Source organism: Agromyces sp. CF514 (assembly GCF_900113185.1).
GTDB lineage: Bacteria > Actinomycetota > Actinomycetes > Actinomycetales > Microbacteriaceae > Agromyces.
In genome coordinates, this window is sequence record NZ_FOZD01000001.1 from 1,706,473 (window position 1) to 1,725,122 (window position 18,650).

The window sequence follows — 18,650 nt, forward strand, 5'->3', positions numbered from 1 at the left end:
AGCCGGATCAGGCCGCGAGGTGCGCGGCCGGCGCCAGGAGCGCCTCGAGCTCGGCGGCGCTGAGTTCGCGGCCGAACGCCGGATGCCCGGGCTCCAGTGCTCGCCCGTTCGCGAGCGGGCCGCCGTCGACGGCGTCGAAGCCGAGGTCGTCGATGATGCCCGCGAGCACCTGGCGCGCCTGGGCGTCGTCACCCACGACCGCGAGGGCGCGGCGCAGCGGCGACCCGGCGTCCATGCTGTCGTCCTCCATCTCGTGGTAGCCGAGGTGGTTCAACGACTTGACGACGCGTGCACCGGGGTTGCGGGCGGCGTTGATCTCGCTCGTGGACCGCTCGTCGGCGTCGATCTCGGCGATGTGCCCGTCGACCGGCGGCCAGTAGTTCATCGCGTCGACGACGATGCGGTCGCCGAAGTCGCTCCACGGCACGCTGCCGGCCTTGCCGAACGGCACGGCCACGATGACCACGTCGGCACCGGCCACGAGTTCGGCCGGCGTCGCGACGCGGGCTCCGGGGGCGACCACGGACACGAGCAGGTCGAGCGCCGTCTGGCGCGGCGAGCCCGCCATGACGACCTCGTATCCGGATGCGACGAGCAGTCGGGCGAGGGCGGTGCCCACCTTGCCCGCTCCGAAGATGCCGATCGACGGCCGGTCTGCCACGTGCATGTCTCCATTCTCCCGCGCACTGCGTTCGGAACGGTGATGTTCCATGCGTGCGCATGAGATGCAACCGGGAGAGCGGATGCCGCATTCCCGGGAATACCATCGGGGGAGGCCCGGTTTGATCCATGCGAACGCATACGAACGGAGCGCATCAGCATGACCCAGTACGAATTCGGCGTCGACACCTTCGGCGACGTGGCCCTCGACGCCGACGGAGCACGCCTCCCGCACGCGCAGGTGCTGCGCAACGTCGTCGAGGAGGGCGTGCTGGCCGACCGGCTCGGCCTCGACTTCTTCGGCGTCGGAGAGCACCACCGTCATGAGTTCGCCGTCTCGTCGCCCGAGGTCGTGCTCGCGGCGATCGCCGCCCGCACCGAGCGCATCCACCTGGGTTCGGCCGTCACGGTGCTGAGCAGCGACGACCCCGTGCGCGTGTTCCAGCGCTTCGCGACCCTCGACGGCATCTCGAACGGTCGCGCCGAGGTGATCCTCGGGCGTGGATCGTTCATCGAGTCCTTCCCCTTGTTCGGCTACGACCTCGCGCAGTACCAGGAGCTCTTCGACGAGAAGCTCGAGCTCTTCGCCGCGCTCCTGCCGCAGGAACCCGTCACCTGGAGCGGCACGTTGCGCCCCGCGCTCACCGATCAGCTCGTGTACCCGCCCGTCGAGCACGGCTCGCTGAAGACGTGGATCGGCGTGGGCGGCAGCCCCGAGTCGGTCGTGCGCGCCGCCCACTACGGGCTGCCCCTCGTGCTCGCCATCATCGGCGGCAGCGCCGCGCGCTTCGCACCCCTCGCCGACCTCTACCGTCGTGCGCTCGAGCAGTTCGGCCACGATCCGAAGCCCGTCGCGATCCACTCGCCCGGGTTCATCGCCGACTCCCGCGCCGAGGCACTCGACACGCTCTGGCCGCACTACGAGGCCATGATGAACAAGATCGGCGCCGAACGCGGCTGGGGTCCGACCACGCGCGGGCACTTCGAGAGCGAAGCCGTGCACGGAGCCCTCTACGCCGGCGAGCCCGAGGCGGTCGCGCACCGCATCGCCGACGCCCTGCGCGTCACGGGCGCCACGCGCTTCGACATGAAGGTCTCGAACGGCGGCCTCTCGCACGAGGCGATCATGGGCAGCATCGAGCGCTACGCGACCCGGGTCGTGCCACGCGTGCGCGAGCTGCTCGCCGCCGATGTCGACGTCGATGCGGACCTCGCCGCCGCGCGCGACCTCGCGGCACGGGACCGAGCGGATGCCGCGGCCGAGCGCGGATCGTCGGGGGAGTAGCCGACCCCGACGGGCCTACCCGCCGGTCGGGGCGGCGGCCGCCCGCGCGGCGCGGCGGCGCACGAACGCACGGAACCACGCGGCATCCGGAACCCGCGCGAGGAACGTGCCGGAGATGATCGTGATGAGCACGTACGCGGTCGCGAGCGGGGCGAGCTCGGGCGCCGCGCCCGAGGCGACGGCGATGCCGGCGATGACGATCGAGAACTCGCCGCGCGGCGCGAGCGCGAAGCCCGCTCGCCACTGGCCGAGCGCGCCGACGCCCGCACGGCGGGCGGCGTAGGCCCCCGTCACGACCTTCGTGGCGATCGTCACGACCGCGAGCACGAACGCCGGGAGCAGCATCGACCAGAGCGCCGAGGAATCGGACGTGATGCCGAAGAACACGAAGAACGTGGCCGCGAACAGGTCGCGGAGCGGGGTCAGCACCCGACTCGCGTTCGCGGCCACGCGCCCGGAGAGCGCGATGCCGACGAGGAACGCGCCGACCGCCGACGAGACGCTCACCTGTGCGGCGAGGCCCGCGACGAGCATCGTCAGGCCGAGGACGCCGAGCAGCAGCGGCTCGTACTCGTCGGCCGGGAACAGGCGCGACACGAGGTGCCCGTGGCGGAGTGCGACGAACAGGATCACGCTCACGACGCCGACCGCGATGGCGACGCCGATCGCGCCCTGCAGGATGCTCGCGCCTACGGCGAGCGCCGAGAGGATCGGCAGGTAGAACGCCATCGCCAGGTCCTCGATGACGAGCACGCCGAGGACCGCCGGCGTCTCGCGGTTCGACAGGCGGCCGAGGTCGCGCAGGATCGTCGCGACCACTCCCGACGACGAGACCCACGTCACGCCGGCCAGCGCGACGGCCGCGAGCGGGCCCCAGCCCATCATGAGCGCGACGAGCGCGCCCGGAATCGCGTTCATGAGCCCGTCGACGATGCCCGCCGCCCGCGCGGACTTCAGGCTCTCGAACAGCTCGGTCGCGGTGTACTCGAGTCCGAGCAGCGCGAGCAGCAGGATGATGCCGATCTCGGACCCGGCCTCGAGGAACTCCGCGCTCGCGTCGAGCGGGATGAGCCCGCCCTCGCCGAAGGCGAGCCCGATGACCAGGTAGAACGGGATCGGCGACATGCCGATGCGCAGCGCGAGTCGCCCCGCGAGGCTCATGACGAGCAGGAGCGCGCCGACTTCGATCAGCAGCAGCGTGGTGTCGTGCATCGGCGGCGCCCGGCGATCAGTCGGGGCCGTTGGCGAGCAGCTTGGCTACTCCGTCGAGTCCTTCTCGTGTTCCGACGGCGACGATGACGTCTCCGGCACGAAGGTGGTCGGTCGGCGTCGGGGAGGGGATGATCGATCCGTCGCGCACGATCGCCACGATCGACGCGTGCGTGCGCGTGCGTGCCTTGGTGTCGCCGAGCGTGCGGTTCAGGTAGGGCGAGTCGGTCGGCAGCAGGATCTGCTCGGTGTACAACCCGGCGGTCTCGTCGCTGAGGCTCGTCAGGCGGCTCAGCATGACCGAGGCGCCGAGCACGTCGGCGAGGGCCGCGGCCTCGTCGTCGCTCAGCTGGATCGAGTCGCGACACTCGTCGGGGTCGTCGCGGTCGAAGACGCCGAGGTCTCGCTCGCCGTCGCGGTGCGAGACGACGCTGATGCGCCGCCCGCTCTCGGTCACGAGGTCGTGACGGAAGCCGATGCCCGGCAGGTCGACCTTCTCGATTCGGATGCCCACAGCGGATATCGTAACCCCGCTGAGGGGGCGTCCGTCCGGTTGCGCGCGGCTCGCCGTTCGCGACCCGCGCTGGGATGTCAGCCCGTGACGACCGTGCGCATCTCGAGCACGGGCGTGCCCGCGTCGTCGAGGAGCACGAACGACACGCGGGCCTCGCCGAGTTCGGCGAGCGAGCCGGCGTGCGTGCCGCCGCAGGGGATGCGCGCCGTGCCGTCGGGGAGCTCGGCGACCCATGAACGGCGGTCGGTGAGGCCTTCGCCGTCACGGTCGATGCGCACGGGGGAGCCCTCGGCGACCCACCACACGACCGTCGCCGTGACGGTCTGCGCGAGCGAGTCGAGGCCGTCGCCGTCGTCGCCCGCCTCGTCGAGCAGGCTCGCGACGTCGAATCCGGCGCGCCGCAGCGACTTGTTCAGCCGGTAGCGGTCGACCGACCCGTTCGGCTCGATGCGGCTCGAGGCGATCGCGATGCCGTCGAAGTCGGGGCGGCCGAGCGCATCGGTGCGCGCGGGCTTCGACCAGCGCGACTCGAGCGCCGCATTCAGGGCGAGGGATGCCGCGTGGCAGGCCGTGTGCCCGAGCGAGAGGGCGCGCCGCGCCGAGGCATCCGCAGTGATGACGACCTCGTCGCCCGCCGCGATGGCCTTGGCGCCGGGCTGCGCGGCGTCGACGAAGTGCGCGACGAGGAACGCCCACCCCTCGGTGCCCTTGCGCGCCGGGATGTCGGCACCGATGAAGAGCGCGTCGCCGTCGGTCGCGGCGACGACCGCGTCGAGGATCTCGAGCTCGGCCCCGTTCGCCGACAGGGTGCCGGTGTCGGCGGGCTGATCGGGCCAGGCCGCGTCGACGGGGTGGAAGCCCGTCGCATCGGCGATCACGGCGAGCCGGCCGCCGGCCACGGGCTCGACGTGCAGCACGGTCGCGCGCTGCACGAGTTCGCCGGACGGGTAGGAGACGCGGGTGTCCTGCGAGGGGAGGGTCATCGGGCGGCGCTCAGGCCTTGTCGCTGCGGCCGAGGAAGCTCATCGGGATGGCCATCGAGATCGAGATGCACACGATGCCGGCGAAGAACACGATCGCCTCGAATCCGACGATGTGCGTCGCGTTGCCCATGAGCCACATGCCGAACACGAACACGCCCATGGCGATGATGAACAGAACGGCGCTCACGGACGACCTCCTCGACGAGTGCACGGCGCTGCGCCGCACGAGTGCAGTCTATCGAGCGGATGCCGCGGGCCGCCCACCCCTCACTCGGGAACCGGCCCGAGCCAGGCGTTCGCGACGGTCGAGTGCGCCGACTCGTCGTCGGACGGGTGGAAGATGCCGGCCAGCACGTCGCGGTAGAGCCGCCCGACCTCGGAGCCCGCGAAGTAGCTGGAGCCGCCCGTGACGCGCACGGCCTGGTCGACGACCTGCTTGGCGGTCTCGGTCGAGCGGATCTTGACGCCGACGAGCTTCGCGAACCACTTGGAGCCGTGGTCGACGAGTCCGTCGAGGTCGCGGGCCACGGCCAGCAGCTGCGGTTCGAGGGCGTCCTGGGCGAGCGCGGCGTCGGCGATGCGCCAGCGGATGTCGGGGTCGTGCGCGTACGGCGCGCCGTCGCGCTTCATCGAGGTGCGGCGGTGGGCGGCCGCGACCGCGAGGTCGAGCGCCCGCGCGCCGATGCCCGCGTAGACCGACGCGAGCAGCAGCTCGAAGCTCGCGAAGATGCCGAAGACGAGCGGGTCGGCGTTGGGGCCGGGGTCGAGGCGGCGCACGATGCGATCCGGCGCGGCGTACGCGCCGTCGAGCACGGTCGTGCGGCTCTGGCTCGCGCGCATGCCGAGCGTGTTCCAGTCGTCGAGGACCTTCACGTCGGGGTCCTCGCGGTCGATGAAGCCGTAGACGAGCTTCGGGGAATCGGCCGACGCCGTGTCGAGGCCCATGGTGCCGAGCCTGGTCCACGCGGGCGAGAGCGACGTGAAGATCTTGCGACCCGTGTACCGGTAGCCGCCGTCGGGCTGCGGGTCGGCCTCGGTGCGCGAGCCGAACAGCATGAGGTCGTTGCCGGCCTCGCTGATGCCGAAGCCGAACACCTCGCCCGCGCCGGCCTCGCGCTGCACGAACGCCAGCGTGTCGTCGCCCCGGTCGGCGAGGATCTTCGCGACCGCGGTCCAGACGAGGTGCATGTTCACGGCCAGCGCCGTCGCCGGTGCCGCGCCCGCGAGCCGCATCTGGCCGCGGACCGCGTCGTCGAGCCCCCATCCGAGGCCGCCGTGCGCGGTCGGCACGAGTGCGCGCAGGTAGCCGACCTGCTGGAGCTCGGCGAGGTCGTCGTCGAAGAACACGTTGTCGCGGTCGTAGCGTGCCGCGCGTTCACGGAAGCGTTCGAGCAGGTCGTCGTCGAGCAGGGTCTCGGGGGCGTCTGGCGTCGTCGCGGTCACGTCGCCAGACTACGCCCGGGGGACGAGGCCGTGGTCGGATGCCTCGGCGCCCGACGGGCCGCCGTCGCGCGCCTCATCGCCGGGATCGCCGGACACCCGCGCGTCGCCGTCGGCCGCCTCCGCCGCGGCATCCGCCCCTCGAGCGCGACCGCCGCGCACGACCCGGACGATCGCGACGACGACCATCGCGACGACGAGCGCGGCGAGCAGCCACGGGAGCAGCACCCCGAGGACCACGCCCACCCAGCCGAGGAAGAACAGCAGGGCGTTCCAGCCGGCGACGAGTCCGCCCCAGAAGCCCTCGGGGGCGGGCTCGGGCGCGACGACGACGGCGACGGTCGTGAGCCCGACCGTGAGGGTCGAGTAGGCGATGCGGTCGTCGAGTCCGTCGCGTTGCTGCACGAGCGCGTCGAGGTCGGCCTGACGCGTCGTGAGCTCGGACTCGATCGCCATGAGGTCGCCGATGTCCTCCGCCTCGGCGAGCAGGGCGGTCATGCGCCCGATCGAGGTCTCGAGGGCGCTGATGCGGGCGTCGAGGTCGTCGTGCTGCTGCGAGACGTCCGTCGCGTCCATCGTCACCGAGGTCACGTCGCCGAGCTCGCGCAGGTCGTCGAGCACGGCGTCGAGGGCGTCGGCCGGGATGCGCAGGGCGAGCGACGCGGAGGCCGACTCGGGGTCGCCGGCCGGCCCGGGGTTCTCGGTGCGCTGGTCGACACGGCCCCCGGCCTGCTGCGTGAGGCGCACCGCCTCGGCCGCGGCCTCGACGGGGTCGTCGACCGTGATGCGCACGTCGCCCGTGGTGACCACGGCGCGGTCGACGTCGATCGTGCCCGTTGCGGCGTCGGCGGCCCCCTCGGCCTCGAGCGTCACCGCGCCGTCGAGCGACTCGGCGCCGGCCGGCGCGTCCATCGGCGCCCGATCGGCGGACATCGAGCCGTTGCTCGCCGAGCAGCCGGCCAGCGCCGCGATGATCAGGGCCGCGCCCGCTCCAGCGACCATCGCGACGGTGCCGCGCGATCGTCGCCTTCCGAGCGGATGCCGGCGCTCGCCGACGCCCGTCTCGGGCTGCTCATGACGCTCGACTCCGGGGCGGTTGCTGCGCTGCGAGGCTCTCATGCGCACACCGTAGCGGCGGGCGCGATGCCGCTGTCTGGGCGCCGACTGGGAGTGCGATCACGATCGCATTGCGCTTCGCTGTGAGTCGTCGGACGACCCCAACGAACAGCGCGGCCCGTTCGTTCCGCTCAGTCGAGATCGGGGTCGCGGCCGGTGCGCTCGCCCGACTCGAGGGCCGCGATCGCCGCCAGGTCGACCTCGTCGAGCTCGAAGTCGAACACGTCGAGGTTCTCGCGCAGGCGTGCGGGCGACGACGCCTTCGGGATCGCGATGACGCCCTGCTGCATGTGCCAGCGCAGCACGACCTGCGCGGGCGATCGGTCGTGCCGGGCGGCGATGAGCGCGAGCGTCGGGTCGTCGAGCACGCGCCCGCGCGCGAGCGGCGACCACGCCTCGACGAGGACGCCGCGTGCCGCGTGATCGGCGCGGAGCTCGCGCTGCGGCAGCCACGGATGCAGCTCGACCTGGTTGACCGCCGGCGCGACGCCCGTCTCGGCGACGATGCGATCGACGTGGTGCACGTGGAAGTTCGAGACGCCGATCGAGTGCACCCGGCCCTCGGCCTGGAGCCGCACGAGCGCGCGCCAGGTGTCGACGTAGAGATCCGTCGACGGCACCGGCCAGTGGATGAGGTACAGGTCGATCGCGTCGAGGCCGAACCTCGCCATCGACGCGTCGAACGCGCGCAGCGTCGCGTCGAACCCGTTGTCGTCCTTCCAGACCTTGCTCGTGATGAAGAGGTCTTCGCGCGCGACGTCGGTCTCGCGCACCGCGCGGCCGACCTCCGCCTCGTTCGCGTAGAACGCGGCGGTGTCGAGGTGCCGGTAGCCGGCGTCGACGGCCGCGAGCGCCAGCCCCGTGGCATCCGCTGCCGGCACCTTGTAGAGTCCGAAGCCGAGCTGCGGGATGCGCGCGCCGTCGGCGAGGTCGAGGCGCGGGGCGACGGGAAGCGGTGCGTCGGTCATTCGGGGGCTCCGATCAGCTCGGTTGCAGCGGCACGGGTTCGGTGTCGGGTATGGGGCTCGCGTCGCGGCCGCGCAGGTCGGGGTGCCAGCGACGGCCGAACGTCGGCACGAGCACGCCGACGAAGGCGAACGCCGCGGCGATCCAGAACGCGCCCTGCGCGCCGTAGCCGTCGATGAAGAAGCCCGCGAGCGCCGAGCCGAGCGCCGCGCCGATGAGCTGGCCGGTTCCGACCCAGCCGTAGGCCTCGGCCGTGTCCGAGAACTTGACGCTCGACGACACGATCGAGAACAGCACGGCGAGGGCCGGCGCGATGCCGATGCCCGCGATGAAGAGCGTCGCCGAGAGCCACCAGAAGTCCATGACGAACGCGGCGAGCGCCATGCCCGCGAACACGATGAACATGCGCCGGGCGGTCGCCCACGGGCCGATCGGGATGTGGCCGAAGAGCAGGCCGCCCGCGAGCGAGCCGACCGAGAAGATCGCGAGCACGATGCCGGCCTCTGGGCCGCCGTGGCCGAAGACCGCGACGACGCCCGCCTCGACCGCGGCGCACGCGCCGATGAGGAGGAACCCGACGATCGTCGCGAGCATGACCGGCGGGCGTAGCAGTACCTTGCCGAACGCGCGCTTCGACCGCGGGATGCGCACGCGTCCGAGCTCGGGCGAGCTGATGAACCACGCGCCGCCGCCGACCATGAGCACGGCCGCGAGCAGGATCGCCCAGATCGTGCCGATCTGCGTCGCCACGAGCGTCGTGATGACCGGCCCGACGACCCAGATGATCTCCTGCGCCGACGCGTCGAGCGAGAACAGCGGCGTCAGCTGGCGGGAGTTCACCATCTTCGGGTAGATCGTGCGCACGGCGGGCTGCACGGGCGGCGTCGCGAGCCCGGTGATGAAGCCGACCGTCATGTAGAGCGGTACGGTCAGCGGGAGCACGCCGATCGCGATGACGCCCGAGACGCAGAGGATCGTCGTGGCGATGAGCACAGGCCGCATGCCGAGGCGTCCCATGAGGCGGCTCGTGAGCGGGCCGGCGATGGCCTGGCCGATCGAGGTCGCGGCCAGCACGAGCCCCGCGGATCCGTACGAGCCCGTGACCTGCTCGATGTGCAGCAGGAACGCGAGCGAGAGCATGCCGGACGGGAAGCGCGCGGTCAGCTGGGCGGCGATGATGCGAGCGACGCCCGGGGTCTTCAGCAGGTCGGTGTAGCTAGCCACGGTGGCACCACTCTATCGAGGCGGATGTCGCGGGCGAGGGTACGCAGGGGCGCGTTCCCCGCCGGCGGGTGGACGCCGTGGCGGGCTCGGCTCGAGGCCCGGTGTCAGCCCGCGAGCGCCTTCGCGATGCGCTGCGGCGAGACCGTCTCGGCGGTGCGAAGCTCCTGCGCGAACAGGCTCACGCGGAGCTCCTCGAGCATCCACCGCACGCGCACGAGCCGTTCGGGAGCCTCGGGGTCGATGGGCGCGCGACCGCCCGCGGCCTCGAACGCCTCGAACGACGGCGTGAACTGGTTCATCGCCTGCCGGTCGCGGCCCGGGTTCTCGACGAGCTTCGCGATGCGGGCGGCGATCGCGTCGAGGTAGCGCGGCAGGTGCCGCAGCCGCTCGATCCCGGTCGCCGAGACGAACCCCGCGGGCACGAGCGCCTCGAGCTGCGACCGCGCGTCGCCGAGCGCCGACATGAGCTGGATGCTCGACGCCTTCGAGATCGCGCGGTCGACGTCGCGTGCGGTGCGGAGGATGCGGGCGACGAGCGCCACGGTCTCGAACATGCGGTCGACGATCGAGGCGGCCACCGCGTCGCGCACCGCCTCGAACTCGGCGCGCGTGCTCAGCAGTCCGTCGGGGTGGCGGGCGCGGAGCTCCGCGTCGACGCAGGCCGCGACGCAGTCGTCGAGCAGGACCCGCGTGCCCGTGTACGCACTCGTCGCGAGCGCGAGCTTCTCGTCGTTCGACAGGTGCTCCTGCACGTAGGCGACGGGCGTCGGCGTCGCGAGCACGAGCAGGCGACGGATGCCGCGGCGCGACGCCCGGTCGCGCTCGTCGGCCGTGGCGACGAGCCGCAGCGCCACCCCCGTCTTCTCGTCGACGAGGGCCGGGTAGGCGCGGATCACGTTGCCGGCCTGTCGGGTGTCGAGGTGCGCGGGCAGTTCGTCCCACTCCCACGCCGTGATGCCCGAGCGTTCGGCGAGCGATGGGTCGACCGGCGCTTGCGGGGCCGAAGGGCCGCTGCGGCGGGCGTCGGGCGCCTGGCCTGGCGACGCGTCGCGGGCGGGGCGGCGCCGGCCACCGGCATCCGGAGTCGCCGTGACCGCCTTGGCGACGGCCTCGCGCGTGCGCTCGGCGAGCTTCGCCTGGAGCGTCGGCAGGTCCTTCGAGGTGCCGAGCGTGCGGCCGCGCTCGTCGACCGCGCGGTAGGTGACGCGCAGGTGCGGCGGTACGCGCTCGAGGTCGAAGTCGCCCGGGTCGACCGGCGCATAGGTCAGGGCTCGGATGATGCGCGAGAGCACCGCCGTGAACGGCTCGCGCTCCTCGCCGCGCTCTGGGCCCGCGGGCAGCTCGGCGGCGATCTTCGCGGCCCACTCGGCCGCCGGCACGACCTGGCGCCGGATCACCTTGGGCAGCGTGCGCAGCATCGCCGTGATGAGCTCGTCGCGCAGGCCGGGCACCTGCCAGTCGAACCCGGCAGCGCTGATGCGCGGCAGCAGCACGATCGGCACGACCACGGTCACGCCGTCGTCGTCGGTGCCGGGCTCGAAGCGGTAGGCGAGCGAGTACGTCTGGTCGCCCTGCTTCCACCGGTCGGGGAACCCGTCGCCCGAATCGGCCGCCGCGTCTTCGCCGAGCAGGTCGGCACGGGTCATCGTGAGCAGGTCGGGCGTGCGGCGGTGCTCGGCGCGCCACCAGCGCTCGAACGAGCGCACGTCGGCGACGTCGGCGGGCACGCGCGTCTCGTAGAAGCGCATGACCGTCTCGTCGCCGACGAGGAGGTCGCGGCGACGCGTGCGCTCCTCGACCTCGCCGAGCCGGCGCAGCAGCTCGCGGTTCGCACGCACGAACCCGAACACGCGGCGGTCGAGCCTGCCGGAGTCCCAGTCCTCCTCGACGAGCGCGTGCCGCACGAACAGCTCGTGCGCGAGCTCCGCGTCGACGCGCGCCAGCTGGATGCGGCGCTTCGCGACGATCGGTACGCCGACGAGCGTGACCTTCTCGTCGGCGACCGCGGACCCCTGGCGGCGCTCCCACCTGGGCTCGCTGAACGAGCGCTTGGCGAGCGGGCCGGCGAGATGCTCGGCCCACGCCGGATCGATGGCCGCGTTCGTTCGGGCGAACAGGCGGCTCGTCTCGACGAGTTCGGCGCTCATGATCGCGGCCGGCGGCTTCTTCGCGAGCGCCGACCCCGGGAACACGACGAACCGGGCGTTGCGCGCGCCGATGAACTCGGCCTGCTGGCGGCGGCCCTTGCGCTCGGCCTCTCGGGCCGATCCGGCGCCGCCCCGGCCGGTCGACGTCTTCGAGTCGTCGCGCAGGCCGATCTGCGAGAGCAGGCCGGCCAGGAGCGCGCGGTGGATGCCGTCGCCGTTCGGCTCGCCCGCCTCGTTCGCCACGTGCAGGCCGAGCGGCTTCGCGAGGCTGCGCAGCTGCCGCACGAGGTCCTGCCACTCGCGCACGCGCAGGTAGTTGAGGTACTCCGACTTGCACATGCGCCGGAACGCGCTGCCCGAGAGCTCGCGCTGCTTGGCCTCGAGGTGGTTCCAGAGGTTCAGCAGCGAGAGGAAGTCGCTGGTGGGGTCGACGAAGCGTCGGTGGAACTCGTCGGCGACCTCTCGCCGCTCCAGCGGACGCTCGCGGGGATCCTGCACCGTGAGGCCCGCGACGATCGCGAGCACCTCGCGCGAGACGCCCTGCGTCTTGGACTCGAGCACCATGCGGGCGAACCGCGGCTCGATCGGCAGGCGCGACAGCTGGCGGCCGATGCGGGTGAGCTGCGGGCCGCGCGCGGCCGCGGCATCCGCTCGCCCGTCGCGATCGGGTGCGTCGCGATCACCGCGCCCGGCCCGGTCGCCGCGGTCGTCCTCGAGGGCGCCGAGCTCGCGCAGCAGGTCGAGTCCGTCGCGGATGCCGCGCCCGTCGGGCGGCGTGAGGAACGGGAACTCCTCGATCGGGCCGAGCCCGAGCGAGGCCATCTGCAGGATGACCGCCGCGAGGTTCGTGCGCAGGATCTCGGGGTCGGTGTACTCGGGGCGGCGCTCGAAGTCCTCCTCGGAGTACAGGCGGATCGCGATACCGTCGCTCGTGCGGCCCGACCGCCCGGACCGCTGGTTCGCCGAGGCCTGCGAGATCGGCTCGATCGGCAGTCGCTGCACCTTGGAGCGCACGGAGTAGCGGCTGATGCGCGCCGTGCCGGCGTCGACGACGTACCGGATGCCCGGCACGGTCAGGCTGGTCTCCGCGACGTTCGTGGCGAGCACCACGCGTCGGCGGAGGCCCGCCACCTTCGACGGCTCGAACACCCGGTGCTGGTCGGCCGACGAGAGTCGCCCGTACAGCGGGAGCACCTCGGTCTCGCCGCCGCGCCCGCCTCGGGCGGTGCCGTAGTGCGCACGCACTGCGGCCTCGGCGTCGCGGATCTCGCCCTCGCCCGAGAGGAACACGAGCACGTCGCCCGACGACTCGCGGTCGAGCTCGTCGAGGGCGTCGAGGATGCCGCGCTGCACGTCCTTGTCGTCGGCCGCGGCGCCCTCGTCGTCGCTATCGTCGCCGCCGGCCGAACCCGTCTCGGCGACGAGCGGACGGTAGCGCACCTCGACGGGATACGTGCGGCCCGACACCTCGATGACGGGGGCGGGCACCGGTTCGGGCAGCGGGGCGCCCGCGGCATCCGTCGTCGTCGCGAAGTGCCGCGCGAAGCTCTCGGGATCGATCGTGGCGCTCGTGATGATGACCTTGAGGTCGGGTCGCCGGGGGAGCAGCCGCGCGAGGTAGCCCAGCAGGAAGTCGATGTTGAGGCTGCGCTCGTGCGCCTCGTCGATGATGATCGTGTCGTACTTGCGCAGCTCGCGGTCGCGGTGGATCTCGTTCAGCAGGATGCCGTCGGTCATGACCTTGATGCGCGTCGCCGCGCTCACCTTGTCGGTGAAGCGCACCTGGTAGCCGACGAGGTCGCCGAGGTCGACCTGCAGCTCTTCGCTGATGCGCTCGGCGATCGTGCGCGCCGCGAGCCGCCTGGGCTGCGTGTGCGCGATCGACTCGCGCCCGAGCTCGAGGCAGATCTTCGGCAGCTGCGTGGTCTTGCCCGACCCGGTCGCACCCGCGACGATGACGACCTGGTGCTCGCGGATGGCGCGCGCGATCTCTTCGCGCTGCCCAGAGACGGGCAGTTCGGCGGGGTAGGCGATCACGGGGATCTGAGCAGGCGAGGACATCAGCCCTCCATCGTATGCGAGCGCCACTGTCGCGCGCCCGCGTCGCGTGGTGGGATGGAGGCATGACCGATCAGCTCGTGACCCGCATCCAGCTCAACGACGGCTTCTCGATCCCGCAGCTCGGGTTCGGCGTGTTCAAGGTCGATCCGGGCGAGACCGAGCGCATCGTGAGCGAGGCGCTCGAGGTCGGCTACCGGCACCTCGACACGGCCCGCATCTACGGCAACGAAGCGGGAGTGGGGCGCGCGATCGCGGCCTCCGGCATCCCGCGCGAACAGCTGTACATCACGACCAAGCTCTGGAACGACGACCAGGGCGATGCGGCGACGGTGCACGCCGCCTTCGACGCCAGCCTCGACCGGCTCGGCCTCGACTACGTCGACCTCTACCTCATCCACTGGCCGACGCCCGCACGCGACCGCTACGTCGAGACCTGGCGGGCGTTCGAGCAGCTGCGCGACACCGACCGCACGCGGTCGATCGGTGTCTCGAACTTCCTCGCGCACCACCTCGAGCGCCTCATCTCCGAGACCGGCATCGTGCCCGCCGTCGACCAGATCGAGCTGCACCCGTACCACCAGCAGCGGGCGACCACCGACTACGCCGAGGCGAACGGCATCGCGATCGAGGCCTGGGGCCCGCTCGGGCAGGGCAAGTACCCCCTGCTCGAACTGCCCGAGGTGACCGCCGCGGCCGTCGCGCACGGGGTGACGCCGGCGCAGGTCGTCATCCGCTGGCACCTGCAGCGCGGCCACATCCTCTTCCCGAAGTCGAACCGTCGCGAGCGCATGGCCGAGAACTTCGACGTGTTCGGCTTCGAGCTCACGAGCGACGAGATGGTGGCGATCACGGGCCTCGAACGCGAGGGCCGCGTGAGCTCGCACCCCGACGAGGTCAACTGAGCGGATGAACCGGCTCGCCGCGGCGCTCAGTCCGTACCTGCGCTCGCACGCCGACAATCCCGTCGACTGGTACCCGTGGGGCGAGGAGGCGTTCGCCGCGGCGCGCGAACGCGACGTGCCCGTGCTCGTCTCGATCGGCTACGCGACCTGCCACTGGTGCCATGTCATGGCCCGCGAGAGCTTCAGCGACCCGGCCGTCGCCGCGTACCTGAACGAGCACTTCGTGGCGATCAAGGTCGACCGCGAGGAGCACCCCGACGTCGACGCGAGCTACCTCGCCGCGGCATCGGCCTTCATGAAGCAGCTCGGGTGGCCGCTCACGGCACTGGCCACGCCCGAGGGCCGCACGTTCTACGCCGGCACCTACTTCCCGCCGCGCACCGTGCAGGGCGTCCCTGCGTTCATGGACGTGCTCGTCGCGGTGACGGATGCCTGGCGCGAGCGGCGCGCCGAGCTCGACGAGACCGCGGGAGCCGTGTCCGAGGCGCTCGCCGCGGCATCCGTCGCCCAGACGCGGGGCGACCTGCCCGGTGCGGTCGAACTCGCCGCGGCCGTCGCGCTGCTCGAGGCCGATGAGGACCCGGTGCACGGTGGATTCGGCGGGGCGCCGAAGTTCCCGGTCGCGCCCGTGCTCGCTTTCCTGTGCGAACCCGGCCTCGCGGGTTCGGCAACTGCTGCCGCCTCAGGCGCCGCCGGGCGCGCGCTCGCCGAACGCACGATGCTTGCGATGGGTCGCTCGCCGCTGCGGGATCCGGTCGAGGGCGGGTTCTTCCGCTACGCGACCCGCGCCGACTGGAGCGAGCCGCACTACGAGCGCATGCTCACCGACAACGCGCAGCTGCTGCGGGTGCTCGCCGAGCTGCTGACGGAGGCGGATGTCGCAGGCCGGCCGCCCGCGACTGCGCCGGCGGCAGTGCCGCAACCCCCGACGCTCGCCGACCTCGCGGCCGGGATCGCCGGGTTCCTCCGCGAGGTGATGCAGTTGCCGTCGGGCGGGTTCGCGAGCGCGCAGGACTCCGAGAGCCCGGTCGACGGCGTGCGCAGCGAGGGCGGCTACTACGCGTTGTCCCGCGACGAGCGGAGGTCGCAGCCGCCGCCCGCGCTCGACGACAAGGTGCTCGCGGGCTGGAACGGGCTCGCGATCGGCGCGCTCGCCCGCTACGGCGCGGTCGTCGGGGGAGCCGACGGCGACGTCGCCGTAGTCGCGGCCCGCCGGGCGGCCGACCACGTGCTCGGTCTGCACCTGCGAGCCGACGGCACGCTCGTGCGCGCCTCGCTCGGCGGCGAGGTGTCCGAAGCGGTGGCGACGCTCGAGGACCTCGGCATGCTCGCCGGCGGACTGCTCGACCTGGCGCTCGCGACCGGTGAGGCGTCGCCCGCCGTGACGGCCCGCGCACTCCTCGACAGCGCGATCGCGGCGGACGGCGGGTTCTCGCCGCCCGGTGGGGCCGACCCGGTGCTCGCCGCCCGAGGCCTCGCGCTGCCCGACGATCCTTCGGAAGGCGCGACCCCGTCGGGCCTGACCGCCTGCGCCGATGCCGCCTGGCGCCTGTTCGCGCTCGGCGCGGGCGACGCGTACCGCGATGCGGCCGAGCGCGCGATGGAGCAGGTCGCGGGCATCGCCGTGCAGCGCCCGATCGCGTTCGGCGGCTCCCTCGCGCTCATGGCCCGCCTCGCCGCACCGCTCGTGCAGCTCGTGACGGTGGTTCCCGACCCGGCTCCGGATGCCGCGGCCGTGACGCCCGCGTCCGGTGACGAGCTCGTGGCCGAGACCCGTCGGCACGCGGCATCCGTCACCGCGATCGTCACCGATGCGCAGGCCCGCGCCTTCGCTGCCGCGGGCTTCGAGCTGTTCGAGGGTCGAACGTCGATCGCCGGCGAGGCTGCCGCATACCGCTGCGAGTCGTTCGTGTGCGCGCTGCCCGTGCGGTCCGCCGACGCCCTCGCCGCCCTCGCGGACTGAAGGTCGGGAATCCGGTGCCGGAGTGCCGGAGTGCCGGAGTGCCGGAGTGCCGAGATTCGGATCGTTGACGCGGAACTGGCGGTTCACTCGTGCGAGTTCGAGTGCGAGTCTCAGCGTGCGCTGCGCTGGTCGAGCGTGCGCTCCACCGCGTCGTGCACCCTGGGCGAGAATGCCACGATCCGAACGTCGTCGACCCCGGTCGACGACGAGGCGATCGTGTCGACCGCGGCCGCGACGGCGTCGTCGAGCGGCCAGGCGTAGACGCCCGCGCTGATGAGCGGGAACGCGATGCTCTGCGCTCCGAGCTCATCGGCGACCTCGAGCGCCCGGCGATAGCAGGACACGAGCAGCGAGCGGTCGCGCTCGCCCGCCGCGAAGTTCGGACCGACGGTGTGTATGACCCAGGTCGCCGGCATCTCGCCGGCGGTCGTCCATCCGGCATCGCCCGTCGCGAGCCCGTTCGGGAACCGTGCGATGCAGTCGCGCAGCACCGCCGGCCCCCCGGCCCGGTGGATGGCGCCGTCGACGCCGCCCCCGCCGCGCATGCCGTTGTTCGCGGCGTTCACGACCGCGTCGACCTGTTGGGTCGTGATGTCGCCGAGCACGGCGGTGATTGCGGGCACGCGGCCAGTCTCGCACCGGCCGGACCGGGGCGCGAGACCGAGCGGGAATAGCATGTCAGCGTGACCTCACCCCTCGACGCATCGCGCCAGGTCGGCGCCGCTCCCCAGGTCGTCGCCCTCGCGGCGGCGCTCGACGCGGCGCTCGTCGTCGTGTTCGCGGTCATCGGCCGCAGCAGCCACGCCGAGGGGCTCGACCTCGCGGGCGTCTGGGGCACGGCCTGGCCGTTCCTCGTCGGCGCGGCGGTCGGCTGGCTCGTCGTGCGCGCCTGGCGTGCGCCGTTCGCGGTGTGGCCGACGGGAGTCGTCATCTGGCTGTCGACGGTCGTCGTGGGCATGCTGCTCCGCCTGGCCTCCGGCCAGGGGACGGCCGTCGCCTTCATCGTCGTCGCCACCGTCACGCTCGCCGTGCTGCTGCTCGGCTGGCGGGCGATCGCCCTGCTCGTCGTGCGTGCGCGCCGTCGCGGCGGCGTCCGCCCCGCGGCATCCGATTCCGCGTCGGCATCCGGAACGCCCGCCCCGTGAACCCCATCGAGTGGCTGTTCGACGCGCAGCTCGTCATCGGCGACCAGGTCATCCTCTGGCGCGAGATCGTCGGCAACCTGTTCGGCCTCGCGAGCGCTCTCGGCGGACTGCGGCGCAAGATCTGGGCGTGGCCCGTCGGCATCGTCGGCAACGCGCTGCTCTTCACGGTGTTCCTCGGCGCCGTCTTCGACACGCCGAACCCCGTGAACCTGCTCGGCCAGGCCGCTCGCCAGGTCATGTTCATCATCGTCTCGATCTACGGCTGGATCCGCTGGTCGCAGCACCAGCGCGCCGGCGGAGGCGACACGCCCGCGGTCGAGCCGCGCTGGGCGAGCTGGAAGGTGCGCGTGGCCCTGGGTGCCGGCATGGTCGGCGGCACGCTCGTGCTCACGCCGATCTTCCGGGCACTCGGCTCGTTCGAGCCCGTGTGGGCCGACGCGTGGATCTTCATGGGCTCGCTGCTCGCCACCTACGGCATGGCCAAGGGGTGGACCGAGTTCTGGCTGATCTGGGTCGCGGTCGACCTCGTGGGCGTGCCGCTGCTCATCAGCGCGGGGTACTACGCGTCGGCGTTCCTGTACCTGTTCTACGGCGCGTTCACGATCCTCGGGTTCATCACGTGGATGCGCGTGCAGCGCCGCGCCGCTGCGGCAGCGGCCGCGTCGGAACTACCAGGCTGACGGGATCCGGTCGAGCACCGACCACACGGCCGAGCTCAGCTCGGGATGCTCGAGGGCGATCTCGCGCAGCAACTCGAACTCGAACTGCGCTGCCGCGCCCTGGCGTGCCGCAGGGTGGTAGGCCCTGGCGCGCGCGGGGCTCCACCGCTCGGAGTGCAGGCGCTCCTCGCGGAGCGTCGCGACGACCTGCTCGTCGACCGACGGCAGGTCGGGAAGGAAGACCCACGGGTCCTCACCGAGTCGGCAGCGCAGCTCGATGAGCGCCGAGAGCTCGTCGCGGGCATCCTGCCGCAGGTTCTCCAGCGTCGTCGCGTGTGTCATGGCGACCTCCCCTCGCTGTCTAGATCGTAGCCAA

17 protein-coding genes are annotated in these 18,650 nt (G+C 72.5%); 5 read left to right on the top strand and 12 right to left on the bottom strand.

From position 1 onward, the window contains the following. Positions 1-7: 7 nt before the first annotated feature. A complete protein-coding gene (locus BM342_RS07540) occupies positions 8-667 on the bottom strand; it encodes an NADPH-dependent F420 reductase (RefSeq protein WP_177232100.1) in 660 nt (219 codons plus the stop codon). A 153-nt stretch (positions 668-820) separates the two neighbouring features. On the opposite strand from BM342_RS07540, the gene BM342_RS07545 reads away from it, so the two are divergent. Continuing rightward, positions 821-1,945 (top strand): LLM class flavin-dependent oxidoreductase, encoded by a 1,125-nt coding sequence (locus tag BM342_RS07545; RefSeq protein WP_092964791.1) that lies wholly within the window; start codon positions 821-823, stop codon positions 1,943-1,945. A 15-nt stretch (positions 1,946-1,960) separates the two neighbouring features. Here BM342_RS07545 and BM342_RS07550 read toward each other — a convergent pair whose 3' ends face one another. From BM342_RS07550 to hrpA, 9 genes are all read right to left on the bottom strand, one after another. Continuing rightward, a complete protein-coding gene (locus BM342_RS07550) occupies positions 1,961-3,157 on the bottom strand; it encodes a cation:proton antiporter (RefSeq protein ID WP_092964792.1) in 1,197 nt (398 codons plus the stop codon). Between the two features lie 16 nt (positions 3,158-3,173). After that, a complete protein-coding gene (locus tag BM342_RS07555; protein ID WP_092964793.1) occupies positions 3,174-3,668 on the bottom strand; it encodes a cation:proton antiporter regulatory subunit in 495 nt (164 codons plus the stop codon). 77 nt (positions 3,669-3,745) lie between these two features. Next, the gene (locus BM342_RS07560) at positions 3,746-4,651 is read right to left on the bottom strand and encodes a hypothetical protein (RefSeq protein ID WP_092964794.1); all 906 of its coding nucleotides are present in this window, start codon (positions 4,649-4,651) and stop codon (positions 3,746-3,748) included. Positions 4,652-4,661: 10 nt separating this feature from the next. Next, on the bottom strand, positions 4,662-4,838 hold the full coding sequence (locus BM342_RS19845) for a hypothetical protein (protein WP_177232101.1): 177 nt from the start codon (positions 4,836-4,838) through the stop codon (positions 4,662-4,664). An 80-nt stretch (positions 4,839-4,918) separates the two neighbouring features. Continuing rightward, positions 4,919-6,094, bottom strand: coding sequence for an acyl-CoA dehydrogenase family protein (locus tag BM342_RS07570; RefSeq protein ID WP_092964796.1), 1,176 nt, complete (start codon positions 6,092-6,094; stop codon positions 4,919-4,921). Between the two features lie 9 nt (positions 6,095-6,103). Beyond that, on the bottom strand, positions 6,104-7,210 hold the full coding sequence (locus tag BM342_RS07575; RefSeq protein ID WP_092964797.1) for a DUF4349 domain-containing protein: 1,107 nt from the start codon (positions 7,208-7,210) through the stop codon (positions 6,104-6,106). Between the two features lie 128 nt (positions 7,211-7,338). Further along, positions 7,339-8,175, bottom strand: a complete 837-nt coding sequence (locus BM342_RS07580; protein WP_092964798.1) for an aldo/keto reductase — start codon at positions 8,173-8,175, stop codon at positions 7,339-7,341. Positions 8,176-8,188: 13 nt separating this feature from the next. Continuing rightward, positions 8,189-9,397 (bottom strand): MFS transporter, encoded by a 1,209-nt coding sequence (locus BM342_RS07585; protein ID WP_092964799.1) that lies wholly within the window; start codon positions 9,395-9,397, stop codon positions 8,189-8,191. A gap of 104 nt (positions 9,398-9,501) precedes the next feature. Further along, on the bottom strand, positions 9,502-13,605 hold the full coding sequence (gene hrpA, locus BM342_RS07590; protein ID WP_092964800.1) for an ATP-dependent RNA helicase HrpA: 4,104 nt from the start codon (positions 13,603-13,605) through the stop codon (positions 9,502-9,504). Between the two features lie 62 nt (positions 13,606-13,667). Between hrpA and BM342_RS07595 the strand changes: the two genes are divergently transcribed. Both BM342_RS07595 and BM342_RS07600 read left to right on the top strand, forming a co-directional pair. Then, entirely contained in the window at positions 13,668-14,507 is an 840-nt protein-coding gene (locus BM342_RS07595; protein WP_092964801.1) for an aldo/keto reductase, read from the top strand. A gap of 4 nt (positions 14,508-14,511) precedes the next feature. Continuing rightward, positions 14,512-16,470 carry a thioredoxin domain-containing protein gene (locus BM342_RS07600; RefSeq protein ID WP_092964802.1) on the top strand — a complete coding sequence of 653 codons (1,959 nt, stop codon included), beginning with the start codon at positions 14,512-14,514 and terminating at the stop codon, positions 16,468-16,470. Between the two features lie 110 nt (positions 16,471-16,580). Here the strand turns inward: BM342_RS07600 and BM342_RS07605 are convergent, their stop codons facing one another. Beyond that, entirely contained in the window at positions 16,581-17,093 is a 513-nt protein-coding gene (locus BM342_RS07605; RefSeq protein WP_092964803.1) for an O-acetyl-ADP-ribose deacetylase, read from the bottom strand. A gap of 60 nt (positions 17,094-17,153) precedes the next feature. On the opposite strand from BM342_RS07605, the gene BM342_RS07610 reads away from it, so the two are divergent. Together BM342_RS07610 and pnuC are read left to right on the top strand one after the other, a co-directional pair. Further along, positions 17,154-17,615 carry a DUF3054 domain-containing protein gene (locus BM342_RS07610; RefSeq protein WP_092964804.1) on the top strand — a complete coding sequence of 154 codons (462 nt, stop codon included), beginning with the start codon at positions 17,154-17,156 and terminating at the stop codon, positions 17,613-17,615. Beyond that, on the top strand, positions 17,612-18,295 hold the full coding sequence (pnuC, locus tag BM342_RS07615; protein ID WP_092964805.1) for a nicotinamide riboside transporter PnuC: 684 nt from the start codon (positions 17,612-17,614) through the stop codon (positions 18,293-18,295). The genes BM342_RS07610 and pnuC overlap by 4 nt, the downstream gene beginning before the upstream one ends. On the opposite strand, the gene BM342_RS07620 is transcribed toward pnuC, so the two are convergent. Then, positions 18,284-18,616, bottom strand: coding sequence for a hypothetical protein (locus BM342_RS07620; RefSeq protein WP_092964806.1), 333 nt, complete (start codon positions 18,614-18,616; stop codon positions 18,284-18,286). The two genes, pnuC and BM342_RS07620, sit on opposite strands and share 12 nt — an antisense overlap. Positions 18,617-18,650: the final 34 nt, after the last annotated feature.